Origin of the sequence: Shewanella aquimarina (assembly GCF_023349185.1) — a bacterium.
Classification (GTDB): Bacteria; Pseudomonadota; Gammaproteobacteria; order Enterobacterales; family Shewanellaceae; genus Shewanella; species Shewanella aquimarina.
Genome location: NZ_JAKIKY010000006.1, coordinates 84,266 through 100,966, shown reverse-complemented (window position 1 = coordinate 100,966; position 16,701 = coordinate 84,266). Strand labels below are relative to the sequence as shown.

Annotated in this window: 12 protein-coding genes; 6 read left to right on the top strand and 6 right to left on the bottom strand. The window is 53.2% G+C overall.

Annotated elements, in window-relative coordinates; all coding sequences use genetic code 11:
- Window positions 1-90: 90 nt before the first annotated feature.
- Window positions 91-1,074 (top strand): HlyD family secretion protein, encoded by a 984-nt coding sequence (locus L2731_RS09145; RefSeq protein WP_249252802.1) that lies wholly within the window; start codon window positions 91-93, stop codon window positions 1,072-1,074.
- 14 nt (window positions 1,075-1,088) lie between these two features.
- Window positions 1,089-2,621, top strand: coding sequence for an MFS transporter (locus L2731_RS09140; protein ID WP_239850209.1), 1,533 nt, complete (start codon window positions 1,089-1,091; stop codon window positions 2,619-2,621).
- On the opposite strand, the gene fghA is transcribed toward L2731_RS09140, so the two are convergent.
- Window positions 2,618-3,454: an S-formylglutathione hydrolase gene (gene fghA, locus L2731_RS09135; RefSeq protein WP_239850208.1), complete on the bottom strand. Its 837-nt coding sequence runs from the start codon at window positions 3,452-3,454 to the stop codon at window positions 2,618-2,620. The two genes, L2731_RS09140 and fghA, sit on opposite strands and share 4 nt — an antisense overlap.
- Window positions 3,455-3,513: 59 nt before the next feature.
- A complete protein-coding gene (locus L2731_RS09130; protein ID WP_275659049.1) occupies window positions 3,514-4,644 on the bottom strand; it encodes an S-(hydroxymethyl)glutathione dehydrogenase/class III alcohol dehydrogenase in 1,131 nt (376 codons plus the stop codon).
- Between the two features lie 197 nt (window positions 4,645-4,841).
- Between L2731_RS09130 and L2731_RS09125 the strand changes: the two genes are divergently transcribed.
- The gene (locus L2731_RS09125; protein WP_249252801.1) at window positions 4,842-5,711 is read left to right on the top strand and encodes a LysR substrate-binding domain-containing protein; all 870 of its coding nucleotides are present in this window, start codon (window positions 4,842-4,844) and stop codon (window positions 5,709-5,711) included.
- Between the two features lie 140 nt (window positions 5,712-5,851).
- Here the strand turns inward: L2731_RS09125 and L2731_RS09120 are convergent, their stop codons facing one another.
- From L2731_RS09120 to L2731_RS09105, 4 genes are all read right to left on the bottom strand, one after another.
- On the bottom strand, window positions 5,852-6,097 hold the full coding sequence (locus L2731_RS09120) for an HP1242/YdcH family protein (protein WP_041511666.1): 246 nt from the start codon (window positions 6,095-6,097) through the stop codon (window positions 5,852-5,854).
- A 163-nt stretch (window positions 6,098-6,260) separates the two neighbouring features.
- Window positions 6,261-7,550 (bottom strand): NAD(P)/FAD-dependent oxidoreductase, encoded by a 1,290-nt coding sequence (locus tag L2731_RS09115; protein ID WP_249252800.1) that lies wholly within the window; start codon window positions 7,548-7,550, stop codon window positions 6,261-6,263.
- Between the two features lie 435 nt (window positions 7,551-7,985).
- Complete coding sequence (locus L2731_RS09110) at window positions 7,986-8,597, bottom strand: fumarylacetoacetate hydrolase family protein (protein ID WP_249252799.1); 612 nt, start codon at window positions 8,595-8,597, stop codon at window positions 7,986-7,988.
- Between the two features lie 48 nt (window positions 8,598-8,645).
- A complete protein-coding gene (locus L2731_RS09105; protein ID WP_249252798.1) occupies window positions 8,646-12,068 on the bottom strand; it encodes a hybrid sensor histidine kinase/response regulator in 3,423 nt (1,140 codons plus the stop codon).
- A 178-nt stretch (window positions 12,069-12,246) separates the two neighbouring features.
- On the opposite strand from L2731_RS09105, the gene acs reads away from it, so the two are divergent.
- The 3 genes from acs (at window position 12,247) to L2731_RS09090 (ending at window position 16,650) form a co-directional block, all read left to right on the top strand.
- On the top strand, window positions 12,247-14,199 hold the full coding sequence (acs, locus tag L2731_RS09100; protein ID WP_239850203.1) for an acetate--CoA ligase: 1,953 nt from the start codon (window positions 12,247-12,249) through the stop codon (window positions 14,197-14,199).
- 388 nt (window positions 14,200-14,587) lie between these two features.
- On the top strand, window positions 14,588-16,327 hold the full coding sequence (radD, locus tag L2731_RS09095) for a DNA repair helicase RadD (RefSeq protein WP_249252797.1): 1,740 nt from the start codon (window positions 14,588-14,590) through the stop codon (window positions 16,325-16,327).
- A 65-nt stretch (window positions 16,328-16,392) separates the two neighbouring features.
- On the top strand, window positions 16,393-16,650 hold the full coding sequence (locus tag L2731_RS09090; protein ID WP_041511673.1) for a GrxA family glutaredoxin: 258 nt from the start codon (window positions 16,393-16,395) through the stop codon (window positions 16,648-16,650).
- Window positions 16,651-16,701 lie beyond the last annotated feature (51 nt).

Here is a 16,701-nt window from a genome sequence, read left to right as displayed (position 1 = left end):
TACAGTATTATATCTATGGTCATCATCATGAAACAACTTCTCTGCAAAACACAGGGCAACAAAATTAAAAAAGCGATAATTATCAGCAGCATGATGTTATTCGCTTCTCTGTTTTATTATTACCAGTTCCCCAAAGCAGGCTTGATCAGCACAGATAACGCCTATGTTCAGGGGGAAATTTCGCAAGTGAGTGCCGAGGTATCGGGCATTATTAATCACGTCTACGTAACCGATAACCAATATGTAGAAGCAGGTGAACTGCTGGCACAAATTGACGACAGAGATTATCTGGCGCAATACAATCAAGCCAAGGCAGGACTGACCATGGCGCAGGCGGCAATTGCCAATATAGATGAGCGTATAAAGCTACAACAGATATCGATAAAACAGGTATCGACTCAGATAGACTCGACTATGGCCGATGCGGTATTTCATCGGGCAGAATGGCATCGACTGCAAAACCTGTTAGATAAGGAACTCATTTCTCAATCACAGTTTGAAGCGCAAACCAATAAGAACAATCAGGCGAAAGCCAAACTGGCCGCAAGTCAGTTGCAGTTGAGTTCAGCCAAGCAGCAACTCAATACCCTCAGGAGTGACAAGGCTCGTTTGGTTGCCCAAGCCGAGCAGGCCAGCGCTTTACTGGCACTGGCCAAACTAAGGTTAGAAAATACACAGGTCAGAGCCCCAATTGCCGGCATCATAGGTAATCGTGCCCTGCACGCCGGGCGCTTCGCCAGTAAGGGGGCTCCCCTGCTGGCTATCGTTCCTGTCGAAGCTATCTGGATAGAGGCTAACTATAAGGAAACCCAGATCACCGACATACTCCCGGGGCAGCTTGTGGAGGTGACGCTCGACAGCTTTCCCGAGCAACACCTTGAGGGACGCGTAGTGAGCATTGCGCCGGCGACAGGAGCACAATTTGGTTTACTGCCACCGGACAATGCCACGGGCAACTTCGTCAAGATAGTACAACGCGTTCCCATCAAGATTGCCTTCGAGATCCCCAGGGCACTCCAAGGCAGAGTTGTACCCGGCTTATCGGCTGAGGTAACAATCGATACCAATCATTGAGATAGTAGATTCTTATGAATAAACAGGTTCTCAATATTCTACTCTTAGCTCTACTTGCAGTGATTCCCCAGAGCATTACCGGTCAAATCTATAATAGTAGCGCCTCACAGATAGCGGCGAGTGTCGGCCTGTCGCTGGATGAGGCCAGCTGGTTTAACACACTTAATACTTTTGGTTTACTGATTGCGCTTCCGCTCGGCGCCTGGCTGGCTCGTCGTTTCGGCTATCGGCAGCTATTCCGCATCGGCGCAGTCGTCGGCCTATTCAGTACACTGGCCAGCAGCCTATGCATGCAAGCTGCACCTCAGATGTTGAGTTGGTTTGGCCACGGCGTCTCGGCGAGCCTTCTAGTACTGTTCGCCCACGCCATCATCTTAAAGAACCTAAGCTTCAGGGCTATTGCTTATGCCGAGAGCCTGGTGCTGCTAGTGGCGGTTTTAGTTCCGCTGGGCATCTACCCCTACCTGCTGTCTATCCTGGCAGAGAACAATCTGTGGCGGTGGGCTTTTTCACTACAGCTAGTGCCCTTCTTACTCATGGTCGGCTGGGCTCGATTCGGTCACTGGCCCCATCAGGAAGAGACACAGGAAATAGGCTTTAACTGGTTACAAGCCCTGTTGCTGACGATCGCTAGCTGTGGCATAGCCTACATACTGCTACGGGGCGAACGCTTTGACTGGTTTGAGGCGCCAAGCATGGTCTGGATCGCGCTGCTCACCGCCTCGGCAATAGCGCTATTCGGCTTAGCAATAAGAAACCGCTGGGGGCGTGGCCAATATCTAGACGCAAGTGTCTTGGCCAGCCGTATTGGTAAACTGAGCATGTTACAAGCCGCCATCGCCGGCTTTGTCGTATTAGCCATCTCCATGCTCACATCTGTCTATATGACGAAGATAATGCAATACAGCGCCGCTAACGCAGGCTATATCAACCTTATCGGCTTTGTCGGCATGCTTGCTGGCCTAGGTATTGCATTCTTTGCCACCAGCCACCCCGACCGAGATCCCTTCAAAGTCGTCCCCATAGGGATCGTCATGATGATAGGTACCTGTATATGGCTAACAGGAAGCAATGCCGTTATAGGTCAGGCATATCTTTGGCCTGCAATATTACTTAAAGGCTTCGCCATTGGACTACTAAACATCACGCTGACCATACATATTCTGCGTAGTTTACCTAGGCAGCACCTGCTCGAAACGATCGCCTGGTTCTATCTATTTCGTAATCTAGGGTCACTGTCTGCCATAGGCGAGTTTTCTCGTTTCATGACGATAGAAACCAGCAACGCCATGCAAAAGTTAGCCGAAAACTATGACCCTCTAAACGAGACTTTCATCCACCACCAACAGCTGATCACTGCCAGCCTAGAGCAGTCGACGCTGGCGCCGACGCCCGAGCGCTCAGCCCTGCTGTTGATGAGCCAGCTTAAGACGCAGGCACTTTCTGTGGCCGGAGTGAACAACTATCAATGGTTAATCGCTACCACGCTGGTCATCATACCCAGCATGGTACTCACCATGAAATGGGCTAACCGCGCCACGACTTAACCTTGGAAATACTTGGCATGAAATCTGAGGTGGTCTTCGATAAAGCTGGCGATAAAGTAATAGCTATGATCATAGCCCTCCTGCATGCGCAGGATCAGGGGATACGCCTTCTCCTTAGCCACCGCAACCAAGGCTTCGGGCCTTAACTGCTCCTCGAGGAAATTGTCACTGCTACCTTGATCGATAAAGATCGGCAGATCGCAACTGGCTTGCTTCATCAACTCACAGGCGTCATAGGCCGACCATTCGTCACGGTTCTTACCTAAGTACTGACTAAAGGCCTTCTGCCCCCATGGACAGTTAATGGGGTTAACGATGGGGCTAAAGGCCGAGATAGACGTGTAACGTTCTGGATGCTTAAGGCCTATGGTCAGGGCACCATGGCCACCCATGGAGTGGCCCGCTAGCGCTCGCGCCTGAGTCACAGGAAAATGTGCTTCGATAAGCTCGGGCAACTCCTTCACCACATAATCGTACATCTGATAATGAGCCTGCCAGGGTACTTGCGTCGCATTGAGATAAAATCCGGCGCCTTGGCCCAGATCATAGCTGGCATCATCGGCCACTTCCATCCCTCTCGGGCTGGTATCGGGTGCGACAATCGCCATACCAAGCTCCGCCGCAATACGCATGGCGCCGGCTTTTTGCATGAAATTTTCATCCGTGCAGGTCAGTCCCGACAGCCAGTAAAGCACAGGCACCTTCTGTTCGCTGGCCTGCGGCGGCAGATAGATAGCAAAGCGCATGGCGCAATTTAGTACGCCAGACTGGTGCTGATACTGTTTATGCCAACCACCGAAACACTTGTTGCTGCTGATATTTTCTATGGTCATACTCTCATCCCTAAAGGGCACAGACGCTAGCGTCTGTGCCCTGTCTAAACCAACTAATGTTATCGATTGAAATGTACAACAGAGCGGATACTCTTACCCTCATGCATGAGGTCGAAGGCGGTGTTGATCTCCTCCAGCGCCATGGTGTGGGTAATAAAGTCGCTGAGCTTAAACTCTCCGCGCAGATACCTCTCCACAATTTCAGGCAGTTCTGAGCGTCCTTTTACGCCGCCAAAGGCACTGCCACGCCAGACTCGGCCGGTGACCAGCTGGAAGGGACGGGTCGAGATCTCCTGACCGGCACCGGCAACGCCTATGATCACAGACTCACCCCAGCCTTTGTGGCAACACTCGAGCGCCGAGCGCATCACGTCCACATTACCGATACACTCGAAAGAGTAATCCACGCCACCGTCGGTCAACTCGACTATCACTTCCTGGATAGGCTTGTCATAGTTTTTAGGATTAATGCAATCTGTTGCACCTAGCTGACGGGCCAGTTCAAACTTGCTGTCGTTGATATCGACGGCGATGATACGACTCGCACCCGCCATGGTCGCGCCTATGATGGCTGACAGGCCTATGCCACCTATGCCGAAGATGGCGACACTCGCGCCCGGCTCAACCTTGGCCGTATTGAGCACAGCGCCCATACCTGTGGTCACGCCGCAGCCCAGCAGACACACCTCTTCCAGTGGCGCCTCTGGGTTTACCTTGGCCAGCGAGATCTCCGGCAGCACAGTATATTCAGAGAAGGTCGAGCAGCCCATGTAGTGGAAGATCGGCTGACCGTCCTTAAAGAAACGTGTGGTGCCATCTGGCATCAAGCCTTTGCCTTGGGTCTCACGGATCTTCTGACACAGATTAGTCTTACCCGACTTACAGAACTTACACTCGCCACACTCTGGGGTGTACAGCGGGATCACGTGATCCCCTACCGCCACACTGGTCACCCCCTCACCGACGGCCTCGACAATACCGCCGCCTTCATGGCCCAAAATCGCTGGGAAGACACCTTCAGGATCGTCACCAGAGAGGGTAAAGGCATCGGTATGGCAGACGCCGGTGGCCACTATCTTCACCAAGACCTCACCGGCCTTGGGATACATCACATCCACCTCTTCTACCGATAGCGGCTGGCCCGGTCCCCAGGCGATGGCGGCCTTAGATTTAATAAACTTGTCTGTCATCTCGCTTACTCCAATTAGTGTCTGTGTTTGTATGTATGTCTGCCCACTTCAATGTAGACGCTGTGCACAGGCTTGTCTTGCCCGCATCGGCGTCAGTGGATTTGATTACTTGAGTCCATTTTATTTATTTCACACAAGATGATAATCTCCATTTTTTACAAATGATTTTTACCATATCGTAATAATGGGTTTTAAGCATGCATGAGTGGGAAGGGGTAAGCGAGTTTGTCGCGGTGGCGGAGACCGAGAGTTTTACTCAGGCTAGCAAGCGCTTAGGGATCTCCACCGCCCAGGTGAGTCGCCAGGTAGGCGCGCTGGAACAAAGGCTAGATACCAAGCTGCTGTATCGCACCACACGTAAGGTCTCTCTGACAGAAGAGGGTCACCTCTACTACCGACACTGTCGTCAAGTACTCGATGGCTTGGAAGAGGCAGAGCGCGCCTTGAGTAGCCTAAGGGGCTTACCTCAGGGGGTACTGAGGATGACGGCGCCCGTGGCCTATGGCGAGAAGTACATTATGCCTATCGTTAACGACTTCCTGCTCGCCTACCCCAACGTCGAGGTCGATATCACCCTCACCAACCGTCAGGTGAGGCTGGTGGATGCGGGTATAGATCTGGCCATTCGCATCGGCAAGTTGGCCGATTCCAGCCTGATCGCCAAACGCGTCAGCCAGCGCATCAATTATGTCTGCGCATCACCCGATTATCTCAAGCGCTTCGGTGAGCCCCATAGCCTGTCCGAACTCAGCCAGCATAATTGCCTTATCGGCAACCATGACTACTGGCGTTTCATCGAGCAGGGCCGCGAGCGTCAGCTAAAGATAAAGGGCAATCTCAGGTGCAATACCGGCCACGGTCTGAGAGACGCGGCGCTTAAGGGGCTGGGGCTGGTGCAGCTGCCCAACTATTATATCGGTCAGGATCTTAAAACCGGGCACCTGGTGTCTGTGCTCAACGCTTATCAGGAACCTAATGAAGGTGTCTGGGCACTCTATCCACAAAACCGTCACCTCTCGCCCAAGGTAAAATTGATGGTGGAGTTTCTCGGCCGCACCCTGCCCTGAACCTGCACTTTCTTGAGACCATAAAAAACGCCCCTCCATCTGATATGAAGGTGCGTTTAGCTTGTTACAGCACTTAATTGAACTAACTTAGCGTAGTTAACGTCTTAAGTTAACATCTAAAGCTAACGTCTAGGCGGCGATCAGGTGCTGGCGTCGAGCAGGCGTTGATAGAGGGCATCTTTCAACTCGGCTCTATCGTGCTTAAGCTGATGCATGGCGCTATCATCGATAGGCGCATCGTTAAGCTCTAAGGTTCGGATCTCTTTGTCTAACGCACTGTACTTCTTGTTGTCTTGCGCGAATCCATCGTCGGATTCGGTGAGTTTGAGAATCAGGTCTTGATAATCTGGAAAATCGTTAATGAGCGAGTGGTTTTCACCTAGCATAAGGCCCCCTTTACTTGAGCAGATAAATGGATCAAATTTATGCCTTGTTCATAAATGTAGCACGCCATCATGGCACCGGTCAGCATCCACCTCACAAAATACTGCAAAGAGTTGATAATTTACGTTTTACCACCCGTTTGGTGAGCTTTACACCTGATGTTAACTAGCGAAAATGCTCCATCATACGGTAGTAAAGCATCCCCAGCGCCATGCCCTGATTACCGAGCCAATCGCCCACCGGCAGTCTTACCTGTTTCATCTGGGCAAAGAGGTCGAACTCCTCTAGTTGTCCCTGCACCGCCTGACTCATGATCTCGCCCATGATGTGCGAGGTGGCGACCCCGTGACCTGAGTAGCCCTGACAATAGAATAGGTGCTCAGACACCTTGCCAAGCTGGGGGATACGGTTAACCACTATGCCGGCCATGCCTGTCCAGTCGAACTCGATTTCGACTCCCTTGAGACGGGGAAAGGTGCGCTCTATGGCCGGGCGCAGCTCGGCGGCCACATCTTTAGAATCCCGTCCCGAATAGTTGGTGCCGCCGCCAAACATCAGGCGGTTATCGGCAGTCATGCGGTAATAGTCGAGCACGAAACGACTATCGTAAACGGCCAGGTCATGGGGGTTCAGCTGTTTAGCGACTTGTGGGTCGAGCCTTACGGTGGCGCAGTTACCCAGCGATGCAGGAAACAGCATGCCTTTTAACTTATTGCGCGCCAATCTATGGTAGGCATTACCCGCCAGCACGGCGCAGCTAGCGGTGATTCGCCCCTTGTCTGTGGTGACAGTGACTCGCTTATCGTCGCGAATATCCAGCACCTTCGAGCCCTCGAAGATCAAGGCACCGTTGGCCTCGGCCGCCCTCGCCTCACCGATACACAGATTCACCGAATGCAGGTGCATGTTGCGCCGATTGAGTAATCCACCGTGATAGAGCGGCGTGTCGAGATAATCGGGAAGATCGGCCTTCCCCAGCAGGGTCAGCTCATCACCCATACCCCGTCTCAGCCCCTCTTCGTAGGTGGCCTGCATCTCCCCCATATGGGCGGGCTTATAGGCTGTGTGCAGATGGCCAAATTTAAGGTCGCAATCTATCTCATATTTAGCGACCCGTTTCTTGATGATCTCATGACCGCGCCAGCGTAGGTTCCAGACAAACTCCTCCGCCTCATGGCCGATACGGTTGCGTAGCTGTTTTACCATGGCGTTATCGCCCGAGAGGCTGCCGGTCACCTGACCGCCGTTACGACCGGTTGCCCCCCAGCCCACCTTATTTGCCTCCACAACGGCCACCTTGACACCACGCTCGGCGAGCTCGAGGGCTGTCGCAACCCCGGTAAAACCGGCGCCGATGATCACCACATCGACATCCAGCTCCCCCTCGAGAGCTGGGTAATGGGTCTCTTGCTTGATAGTGGCATTGTAATAAGAGTGACAGCGAGCGAGTGACATCCGACTTTCCTTAATAATCGTTAGGTTGCGCCGCCATAATGCGGCTTTGTTTTATATTTTTTACAACACGTTTGATATTTGAGTATACCTGGGTGCAGATTCAGGTCAACTAGTTCACAAGCCGCGCAGTCGAAACAAAAACGAATAAACGAGGAAGGACAAAAAGAAAACGAGAAACCGATACTAAAAACCGGCGTTTATGAAATGGTTCTCAATGTAATAGCTATCTATGTAATCGCTATTGATGTAACAGCTATTTATGTAACTGCTATGTATGTAAATAGGAAAGCAGACAAGCGCCGCAGTTCGCGGCGCCAGAAAGAGTTTTACACGCCTGTAGAGGGCTTTACATGAGCTTGAGTGCCCTTAGCGTGAGCCCCTAGCGTAATTTTGAGAGGGCCCTTAGCGTATTCACTTTGCGTAAATGGGCGAGCTTTATTCTGCAATCCAGCTCCGACTGACGAGCAGTTGTCCCTTTTGATAAAGCGAGAGGGTGAACTGCTCACCCGCTGCGATCTGGCCCACCCCCTTAGGCGTGCCCGTCATCACAATATCACCCTCTTCAAGGGTCATGAAACTCGCGATCTCGACTAACATGGCCTCTGGACGATTGAGCATCAATGCCACATCCCCCTGCTGACGCACCTCGGCGTCGACGATCAAATTAAAAGACAGCGAATCCAGATCCCCGTCAAAAGGCACAAACTCACTAAAGAGAGCGGCACCATCGAAGGACTTGGCCCGCTCCCAGGGCAGCCCCTTACCCTTGAGCCGACTCTGTAACTGGCGCTTGGTGAGATCCAGCCCGACACCAACCGCCTCAAACCGCCCCGCCTTTACCATGAAACAGAGCTCAGCCTCATAGTGCAGCGGCTCCTGATGGCTACTGAGTAGCGTCTCCGAGATGGCCGAATTAGGCTTAAAAAACAGCACCATCTCTTCGGGCGCCTCATTATTAAGCTCCTGAATATGCTCGGCATAGTTTCGTCCGACACAGACTATCTTACTCGGCGTCACCTGTTGTTCTAAATATTTAACCGACCCCAATCTTCACTCCTTGTTTACGCTTTAAAGCACTATTACTTTATAAATTCACTATTTTACCAAACTGGATATCAACGCCCTTAGCGCCGCGGGTTTGACCATCTTGGCCATGTAGTGATAACCGCGCTGCTGCACATCTTCCACCAGATCTTTACGGGTATTGGCGGTGATCAGGATCCCCGGCAGGTGGGCGCCATACAGGGCGCGGATCCCATCCATGGCATCGACACCGTTCTGGCCATGATCCAGATGGTAATCCGCCAATACGATATCTGGCGCAACCCCTTTTAACCCTAGCTTGATGCGCGCATCGGCCAGGTCGCTGGCGCAGATCACCTCGCACTGCCAGCGACTGAGCAGGCTCTCGAGCCCCGCCAGAATCGCCTCTTCATTATCGATACAGAGCACCTTCACACCGGCAAGTGGTTGCATGACAGGGTTGGCCTTCTTAGGCAGTGCCACCTTGGCCTTTTCGCCTAATGGCACGGTAATGGAAAACATGGAGCCCATGCCTAGCTTGGAGACCACTCTAATCTCATGAGCCAGCACCCTTGCGATACGATCGGCGATGGCAAGCCCCAGCCCTAATCCGCTAACGCTCTTACTCTCTGGATTCTCCAGACGCTTAAACTCCTTAAAAATTTCCCCTAGCTCCTGCTCATCGATACCACAACCTGTGTCGATCACCTGGATCTCCAGTGCCCCAGCGTGATGACGGCAGCCCAGCAACACACGATTGCCCTTGGCATAACGATAGGCATTGGTCAGGAAGTTTTGCAGTACCCGCCTGAGCAGGCTGAGATCTGAGCTGATGATGCTGGAGCTGGCCACCATGGAAAACTTGATGCCATAGTCCTTGGCCATGGCATCGAATTCCACCGCCAGGCCATCCAGTAGCTCGGCCACCGGAAAGTCGCGTCGGTTAACCTCGACCATGCCAGAATCCAGCTTAGAGATATCCAGGAGATCCGTTAATAGCTCGCCGGCGATCTTGAGTGAGCTGTTAACATGAGACAGCGTGGTACGCCCCTCCTGATCCAAGTTTGGATATTGCGCCAGTGACGCGGTAAACAGACGGGCGGCATTTAGCGGCTGCATCAAGTCATGACCGACGGCCGCCAGGAAACGGCTCTTAGAGGCATTGGCATTCTCCTCCTGGGCCTTGGCCTCCAGCAGTTGGCTGTTGAGCAGCGCCAGCTCATAGGTACGCTCCTTCACCCTGGCCTCCAGGGTTTCGTTGACCTCCTGCAGCGCCTTAGCCTGCTCGCGATACTGAGTAATGTCGGTAAAGGTCATCACGAAACCGCCACTGGGCATGGGGTTCCCCTGTATCTTGATCACCTTGCCATCCTGGCGCTCACGCTCAGAAACATGAGGCGTGCCATTACGCATATGCTGCACCCGCTTGGCCACCTGCTCCTCCACATCCCCAGGACCGCAATAGCCACGCTCTGCGTTAAAGCGCACCACATCGGCGATGGGCATGCCCGCCTGCAGAAAATCTTCAGGGTAATCATAGAGCTCCACATACTTGTAGTTCCAAGCCACCAGGTTCAGCTCTTTATCCACCACGCTCATCCCTTCATAGGCGTGCTCGATCGCCCCCCTGAGCATGTCCTGGCTCAAGATGATCTTAGAGGAGGCCTCATCCACCAGGCTAAACACCTCATCGAGTGCCAAGTCGCGCCCCTGCAACACAGAGTCCATCACCAGTGAGGCGCTTGAGCCCCCCAGCACCCCGGCAAGCATATGCTCGGTATGGGCGATCAGCTCGGGCGAGGCCACCTTATGCCAGCTGTCGCTGCGCACCGCCTCATCGGAGAAACGGGAGAAACTCTCATAGGCTCGTGTGGGGCTCACGAAGCGACTGGCCAGGATCAAGAGATCCTGCTGAGAGATAGGCGACGCCTTACGGTTACTGGTGTTTTTCAGTTCGCCCGGCGTCACGAAGGCACTGGCCTGGATCCGCTCGGCGACCCCGGCGCGAAACCAGATAGAGCCCAGTACGTAACACGCCAGGTTGGCGACGAGCGCGGTGAGTATGTCGCGAATATTGGGGTTGATACTATCGAGTAGCGCCAGCTCCCCACCAAATACCCCCTGGCTGTCGCTCATCCCCTGAAGCAATATGTAACACCAGAGACCGAAGCCGACGATAAGCCCCAAATAGACCCCACCGCGATTGCCGTGCTTCCAGTACATGCCCCCCACCAAGGCAGGAGCAAGCTGGGCGAAGGCGCCGAAGGAGAGCATACCTAGCGCGGAGAGCGAGTCGCTGTTCATGAAAGAGAGGTAACTGAAGTACCCAAGCCCTAGGATCAACACGATGGCGATGCGGCGGGCATTGAGCAGAAACTGCGAAAACTGACTGAAGTTCTTCTGACGGATCTTGCCCGAGTGCAACATCAAAGGCACCAGCCACTCGTTACTCACCATGACGCTGATGGTGACCACGGCCACAATCACCATGCCGGTGGCCGCCGACAGTGTGCCTAACAGGGCGATCACCGCCAGCATGGGCTGCTCCAGCGCCAGCGGCAGATTAATCACATAGGTATCGGCGGCCACGCTATCCCCCAGCATCAGCTTGCCCGCCAGGGCCAAGGGCGCCACAAACATGCCAAAGAGCAGCAGGTAAATCGGAAACAGGTACTTGGCCTTAACTAAGGTGCGCTCGTCCTTACATTCCACCATCATCACGTGGAACTGGCGCGGCATACAGAGAAATGCGGCCATACCCACCAAGAGCTGGGGCATCAGGTTCTCCAGCCGCAGCTCGGGATTATTGATCAATTGACGCTCACTGGCCTGAGCCCAGATATCGCCAAAACCGTCGAAGAAGCCAAAACTGATCACGCAGCCCACCAAGAGGAAGGCCGCCAGTTTCACCAATGACTCGAAGGCGATCGCCAGCATCATGCCTGGGTTGTGCTCAGTAGCGTCGAGCTTACGGGTACCGAATAAGATAGCAAACATCGCCAAAATGGCGGTGACGATCAGGGAAACCCAGGCGCCATCATATTGGGCGTCTTCGGGCTGAAACAGGTTAAGGCTAAACACCATGGCCTTAAGCTGCAAGGCGATATAGGGCATGATGCCAAACAGGGCGATAAGGGTGACGATGGCGGCGATGGTCTGCGACTTACCATAACGCGCGGCGATAAAGTCGGCGACCGAGGTGATGTTTTGCGCCTTGGAGACGATCACCATCTTACGCAGCAGGCCGAAGCCAAAGGTAAAGATGAGTATGGGGCCGACGAAGATGGGCAGGAAAGACCAGAGATCCTGCGCCGACTGGCCGACAGTGCCGAGAAAGCTCCAGGAGGAGCAGTAAACCGCTAAACTTAAACCATAAATCCAGGTCTGAATCTTCTTGGTGATCCGCCCAAACCAGCGCTCTGCTCCCCAGGCCAACAGGAAGAGTAGCGACACGTACAACAGGGCGATCACGCCAACAACCAGAGTCAGATTCATAGCAATTCCAATTCTTTTAATTATTCTGCGCTAAATACTAGCTTAAATCTCGTGCAAATATAATCACAACAGACTAAAAATAAAGGATATTTTTTTACTAGACCAAGGTCTAATAGAGGTAAATAGCCTAAGCATTCCATACTTTATCTACGCACAATTAGAAATAAAAGGAAGTCAGATGAGCACCCAGTCTCTCTACAAAGTTCCAAGCGAAATCGCGGCGAATGCCCACATTAATGACGAAAAATATAAGAAGATGTATCAGGAATCTGTGGTTAATCCCGAAGGTTTCTGGAGAGAGCATGGCCAGCGCATCGATTGGATGAAGCCTTTTACTAAGGTGAAGAAAACCTCCTTCGACGATCACAACCTGTCGATCAACTGGTTCTATGACGGCACCCTGAACGCCTCGGTTAACTGTCTCGATCGTCATCTCGAACAAAATGCCGATAAGCTGGCCATCATCTGGGAAGGTGACGATGCCGCCGAGCAACGCACCCTCACCTATGGTGAACTCCACAAAGAGGTGTGTAAGTTTGCCAATGCCCTGCGTAGCCAAGGCGTGCGTCGTGGTGATGTGGTCACGGTTTACATGCCTATGGTACCCGAGGCCGCCGTGGTCATGCTGGCCTGTGCCCGCATCGGCGCCATTCACTCGGTGGTCTTCGGTGGCTTCTCCCCTGACTCAATCGCCTCACGGGTGATCGACGGTAAGTCCAAGGTCGTGATCACCGCCGATGAAGGCGTACGCGGTGGCCGCACCATTCCATTAAAAGCTAACATAGATGCCGCCCTGTCTCACCCAGACGTAAACTGTGTCGAGAAGGTTATCGTGCTTGAGCGTACCGGCAATCCCGTAAACTGGGTAGAGGGACGCGACATCAAGTGGGATTCACTGATGGAAACCGCCTCTGAACACTGTGTAGCCGAAGAGATGGGCGCCGAAGATCCCCTCTTCTTGCTCTATACCTCAGGTTCTACCGGTAATCCAAAGGGTGTGCTACACACCACAGGTGGCTACCTGGTCTATGCCTCGATGACGCACGAATATGTGTTTGATTACAAAGAGGGTGAGATCTACTGGTGTACCGCCGACGTGGGTTGGATCACGGGTCACTCCTACATGGTCTATGGCCCGCTTGCCAACGGCGCGACCATATTGATCCACGAAGGTATCCCTAACTACCCAAGCCCGGCCCGTCTGGGTGAGATGATCGACCGTCATAAGGTCAACATCCTCTACACGGCGCCGACGCTGATCCGCGCCCTAATGGCCGAAGGCAAGGAACAGTTTGATGGTTTCGATGGCAGCTCGCTGCGCATCATGGGCTCTGTGGGTGAGCCCATTAACCCTGAGGCCTGGCGCTGGTATCACGAGGTGATTGGCCATGAGAACTGCCCAATTGTCGATACCTGGTGGCAAACCGAAACCGGTGGCATCCTGATCTCGCCACTTCCAGGCGCGACAGATACTAAGCCTGGCTCGGCAACTCGTCCATTCTTTGGCGTGCAACCTGCGCTGGTAGACAACATGGGTAACATCATAGATGGCGCGACCGAGGGTAACCTGGTCATCCTCGACTCCTGGCCTGGACAGATGCGCACCGTGTATGGCGACCATGACAGATTTGCGCTGACCTACTTTAAGACCTTCCGCGGCATGTATTTCACCGGTGACGGTGCCCGCCGCGATGAAGATGGCTACTACTGGATCACCGGCCGTGTCGATGACGTGATTAACGTCTCGGGCCACCGTCTGGGTACCGCCGAAGTCGAGAGTGCCCTGGTGGCTCACGAACATGTCGCCGAGGCTGCCGTAGTTGGCTACCCTCACGACATCAAGGGCCAGGGCATCTATGCCTATGTCACCCTGACCAAGGGCACCCAGGAGAGCGAAGAACTGCGTCAGGAGCTGCGTCAATGGGTGAGAAAAGAGATTGGCGCCCTGGCGACGCCGGACCTGATCCAATGGGCCGGCGGCCTGCCTAAGACACGTTCGGGTAAGATCATGCGCCGCTTCCTGCGCAAGATCGCCGCCAATGAAGTGACCAACTTAGGCGATGCGTCAACACTCGCCGATCCAGCGGTGATCGATACCCTGATTGAGACACGTCTCAATCGCAGCGAATAACAGCTCGCTGCACTGCATTCTCTCTTCTAGCCCCTCATCGAGGGGCTTTTTTTATGGTCCCCCTAGGGCCTGTTTATCTTTCGCGTTCATTTTTACAGCATTCTGTATCGCTTTTATACAAGGCAGAGCGATTGTAATGTGGTGTGCTACATCAATGAGCGATAACGCAGTAGAAAAATGATACAGACGCTGCCCGCAGGGTTCGTCTTGAGTACGTTCAACTCTTTGTTACTCGGCTTTTATATAGAATAACTATACTTCAAGCCTCATGCCGCGATTTGAACCTACTCAATTAGAACAAAAATTGTTCTCAAAAGGTCAACAGGCCCTAGCGAGCCATGTTAGGCACTGATATCCTGATAGCCCCAATCACAGACCAGCATTTGCTTTGCAACTCAGAGATTATCAACGCCAGGCCGTAGATGCGGCCATTAGCCACTTTAAAGGCTGCGACGACTCAGCCGTCCTTGTGCTTCCGACCGGGGCGGGAAAGAGTATTATCATCGCCGAACTAGCCCGCATCGCCAAGGGACGCACCCTAGTACTCACCCATGTGAAAGAACTTGTCGCCCAAAACGCCCAGAAGGTCGGGTTACTCACCGAAGAGGCCAGTATTTTTTCGGCCGGCCTGAAACAGAAATCGACCCGCAACAAGACGGTAGTCGCCAGCATTCAGTCAGCGGTACGTAATCCCAAGCAGTTTGATGAGCCCTATTCTCTGGTGATCATCGATGAATGCCACCGGGTTTCCAACGAGAAAGAGAGCCAATATCAGCAGCTACTGAGTCATCTGAGAACCAAGAACCCAAAGCTTAGGTTGTTAGGCCTGACGGCCACCCCCTATCGCCTGGGAAGCGGCTGGATCTACCGCTACCACTACCACGGCAAGATAGGCAATACCGAGCAGCCGGTATTCGAGCACTGTATCTTCGAGCTGCCAATGCGCCCCCTGATTAAACAGGGCTTCTTGACGCCCCCCAAGGTACTGGACGGCCTGTCGGCCCAGTATGATTTTAGCGAGCTCTCACCCAGTGCTAGTGGCGAATACAACGAGGCCGAAGTCGATTCCCTCTTACATCATGCCGGTCGTGCCACCAAGGCGATCGTGGAACAGATAAAACAGCTCACCAACACCCGAGCCGGTACCATCATATTCGCCGCGACAGTGCGTCACGCCGAGGAGATCATGACGCTACTCGCCACAGATAAGGCAGGCCTTATCACGGCCAACACGCCAAGCCAGGAGCGCGATGCCATTATCGATGCATTCAAACGCCGCGAGCTCGATTATCTGGTCAACGTTGCCGTACTGACTACCGGTTTCGACGCGCCCCATGTGGATCTTATTGCGATTCTAAGGCCCACGGCCTCGGTGAGTCTGTTTCAGCAAATGGTCGGTCGGGGCTTAAGGATCTGTGAGGGCAAACAGGACTGTTTGGTGATCGATTACGCCGCCAACGGTTTCGACCTCTTTTTTCCCGAGGTGGGCCGTCCTAAACCCGACAGCAAGAGTGTGCCGGTGCAGGTGCCCTGCCCGGTCTGTGGCTTTGCCAACGTCTTCTGGGGGCTGGTGGACAGTGATGGCGATATTATCGAGCACTTCGGACGACGCTGTCAGGCCGTGATAGGTGATGACAGTGGCAAAAAGCAGTGCGACTTTCGGTTCCGCTCCAAGGCTTGCCCCAATTGCGGCGAAGAGAACGATATTGCCGCCAAAGTTTGCCAGCATTGTCAGTCGACACTGATCGACCCAGACAAGCGTCTTAAAGAGGTGCTGCAACAGAAGCATCATCACCTGTTTCGGTGCCAAGAGATGCTTTTCGAGGCGGAAGGAACTCGGCTCAGGGTGCGTTACTTAGATATCCAGGGAAATGACTTCTCTAGCAGCTTTAACTTTGCCACTAAGGCGCAGATCCGCGCCTTCTATGGCGTGTTTGTCCATCAACACACACGTACACCGGGTCAGAAACAGCCAAGCTTCGATACGCCCGAACAGGTAATTGCCGCACGGGATCATTTTCGTATGCCGGATCTTCTGCTCCTCAAGAAGGGCAAACGCGGCTGGGAATTAGTCGAGCGTTTCTTCGACTATCGAGGCCGATTCGACAGCCAGCATAAGTTTGTATGATCTGAAATATGCAAACCCCGTTGGCCTATGGTATAAAGTCACCAACATTTACTTCTGGAGCGAATATGTTTGTTGTAATCTTCGGCCGTCCAGGCTGCCCATACTGCGTTAGAGCCGTTCAACTATCAGAGCAACTGGTTGAGACTCGCGACGATTTCAAATTTAAGTATGTCGATATTCATGCAGAGGGCATCACCAAGGCCGATCTGGAAAAGACGGTAGGCAAGCCAGTTGAAACCGTGCCGCAGATCTTCATCGATCAAGAGCATATCGGTGGCTGCACCGAGTTTGAACAATATGTTCGCGACAACAATCTGCTGTAACGACAGCAAAGAAAAAGGAGGCTAAGCCTCCTTTTTTATCTTAACACCAGT